Genomic DNA, 2963 nt, shown 5'->3' with positions numbered 1-2963 from the left:
ATGATCACCGAGAACGGGATCGACCAGCTTTCATACAGCGCCGCGAGACACAGGAACACGACGAGGATCGAGATCGCGTACAGGATCGGCGCTTGCGAGCCGGACTGGATTTCCTGGAACGACAGCCCCGTCCACGAATAGCCGATACCGACCGGCAGTTTCTTCGCGAGCGTTTCCATCGCGGCCATCGCCTGGCCGGTCGACTTGCCCGGTGCGGCCTGACCCTGGATTTCCATCGCCGACACGCCGTTGTAGCGCTCGAGCTTCGGCGAACCGTACGTCCAGTGACCGGTCGCGAACGCGCTGAACGGCACCATCCCGCCCGACCCGTTGCGCACGTACCAGATGTTCATGTCTTCCGGCGTCATCCGGAACGGCGCGTCGGCCTGCACGTACACCTTCTTGATCCGGCCGTCGGTGTCGAGGAAGTTGTTCACGTACTTCGACGCCCACGCGATCGAGAACGTCTGGTCGATCGCATCCGCCGTCACGCCCAGTGCATTCGCCTTCTCGCGGTCGATGTTGACCTTGTACTGCGGCGTATCGTTCAGGCCGTTCGGACGGACACCCTGCAGCGTCGGATCCTTCGACGCCATCCCGAGCAACTGGTTACGTGCAGCCATCAGCGCGTCGTGGCCGAGACCGGCGTTGTCCGTCAGCTCGAAGTCGAAGCCGGCGGCGGTGCCGAGTTCGGGAATCGACGGCGGGTTGAACGGAATCACGAGCGCGTCCTTGTAGCTCCCGTAGCGCCCGAACATCCGGCCGATCAGCGCCTGCACCTTCTGGTTCGCATGCTGACGCTGCGAGTAGTCCTTCAGGCGCACGAACACGAGACCCGAGTTCTGGCCGCGGCCCGCGAAGCTGAAGCCGTTGACCGTGAACGCCGATTCGACGATGTCCTTCTCGTCCTTCAGCAGGTAGTCGGAAATGTTCGCGAGCGTCTTCGCGGTCGTTTCCTGCGTCGAGCCCGACGGCGTCTGCACGATCACGAACATCAGGCCCTGGTCTTCATCGGGCAGGAACGACTTCGGCAGGCGCACGAACAGCAGCCCGACCGCGACGATCACGACCAGATAGATGATGAGCCAGCGGCCCGAGCGCTTGATCACGTGGTGCACGCCGACGTGGTACTTGTCGCGGCTGTTGTTGAACGTGCGGTTGAACCAGCCGAAGAAGCCCTTCTTCTCTTCGTGATGGCCCTGCGGGATCGGCTTGAGGATCGTCGCGCACAGTGCGGGTGTCAGAATCAACGCGACCAGCACCGACAGCACCATCGCAGACACGATCGTCAGCGAGAACTGGCGATAGATCGCGCCGACCGAGCCGCCGGAGAACGCCACCGGCACGAACACCGCCGACAGCACGAGCGCCACGCCGACGAGCGCGCCGGTGATCTGGCCCATCGCCTTGCGGGTCGCCTCCTTCGGCGACAGCCCCTCCTCGGCCATCACGCGCTCGACGTTCTCGACCACCACGATCGCGTCGTCGACCAGCAGGCCGATCGCGAGCACGAGGCCGAACATCGACAGCGTGTTGATCGAGAAGCCGACCATCGACATGATCGCAAACGTGCCGAGCAGCACGACCGGCACCGCGATCGTCGGGATGATCGTCGCCCGCAGGTTCTGCAGGAACAGATACATCACGAGGAACACGAGCACGATACCTTCGAGCAGCGTCTTGACCACTTCCTCGATCGACAGCTTCACGAACGGCGTCGTGTCGTACGGGTACTTCACGACGAGGCCGTGCGGGAAGAACGGTGCGAGCTCGTCGATCTTCGCGCGCACGGCCTTCGCGGTCGCGAGCGCGTTCGCGTTGGTCGCGAGCTGGATACCGAGCGCCGCGGTCGGCTGACCGTTGTACTTCGTGTCGAAGTTGTAGTTTTCGCCGCCGAGGCCGATCTGCGCGACGTCCTTCAGGCGAACCTGCGAGCCGTCCTGGTTGACCTTCAGCAGGATGTTGCCGAACTGCTCGGGCGTCTGCAGCAGCGTCGATTCGGTGATCGTCGCCTGCAGCACGGTGCCCGGCGTGGCCGGCGTGCCGCCGATCTGGCCGCCCGCGATCTGCACGTTCTGCGCGGTGATCGCGGAGCTGACGTCGACCGGCGTGAGGCCGTAGTTGGTCAGGCGGTTCGGGTCGAGCCAGATCCGCATCGCGTACTGCGAGCCGAACAGCGTGACGGTACCGACGCCGTTCAGCCGGCTGATCGGATCCTTCACGTGCGACGCCACGAAGTTCGCGAGGTCGTACTTGTTCATGCTGCCGTCTTCGGAGTTGAAGGCGAGCACCAGCAGGAAGCTGCTGCTCGACTTCGTGACCGACAGACCGAGCTGCTGCACGACCTGCGGCAGAACCGGCGTCGCGAGCGACAGCTTGTTCTGCACCTGAACCTGCGCGATGTCGGCGTTGGTGCCCGGCGCGAAGGTCAGCGTGATCGTCGCGTTGCCCGAGTCGTCACTCGTCGACGACATGTACAGGAAGTTGTCGAGACCGCTCATCTGCTGCTCGATCACCTGCGTCACCGTGTCTTCCACCGTCTTCGCGGAAGCGCCCGGGTAGTTCGCGGTGATCTGGATCGATGGCGGCGCGATCGTCGGATACTGCGCGATCGGCAGCGTGAAGATCGCCGCAACCCCGGCCAGCATCAGGATGATGGCGATCACCCACGCGAAGATCGGGCGATCGATAAAAAACTTTGCCATGAAACAGGCTCCCTGTTATTGCGCGCTCGAAGCAGCGGCAGCACTCGCCGGCGCGGCGCCCGATGCGGCGGCACCGGAAGCGGCAGCGGCGCCGGACCCGGCGGCGGCCGGCGCGGCGGGGGCAGCAGCACCCGAGGCGGCATCGGCCGCCGGGGCGAGCTGCGCGGGGACCGTCTTCACGGTCGCGCCCGGGCGCACCTTGTCGACGCCTTGCACGATCACGTGATCGCCCGCCTGCAGACCGCCTTCGACGATCCA

The 2963-nt window shown here is 64.8% G+C and carries 1 protein-coding gene and 1 pseudogene; both read right to left on the bottom strand.

Going from position 1 to position 2963, the window contains the following annotated elements; all coding sequences use genetic code 11:
- Nucleotides 1–2705 (bottom strand): efflux RND transporter permease subunit (locus WS61_RS23475; protein WP_059503966.1); only part of this gene is annotated, 2705 nt, incomplete at its 3' end.
- A gap of 15 nt (nucleotides 2706–2720) precedes the next feature.
- A pseudogene (locus tag WS61_RS23470) lies at nucleotides 2721–2963 on the bottom strand (efflux transporter periplasmic adaptor subunit); the annotation flags it as partial.

Origin of the sequence: Burkholderia sp. ABCPW 11, assembly GCF_001523445.1 — a bacterium.
Classification (GTDB): Bacteria; Pseudomonadota; Gammaproteobacteria; order Burkholderiales; family Burkholderiaceae; genus Burkholderia.
Note: the sequence above shows the minus strand (reverse complement) of the source record. Positions and strands in the feature narration are given on the sequence as shown.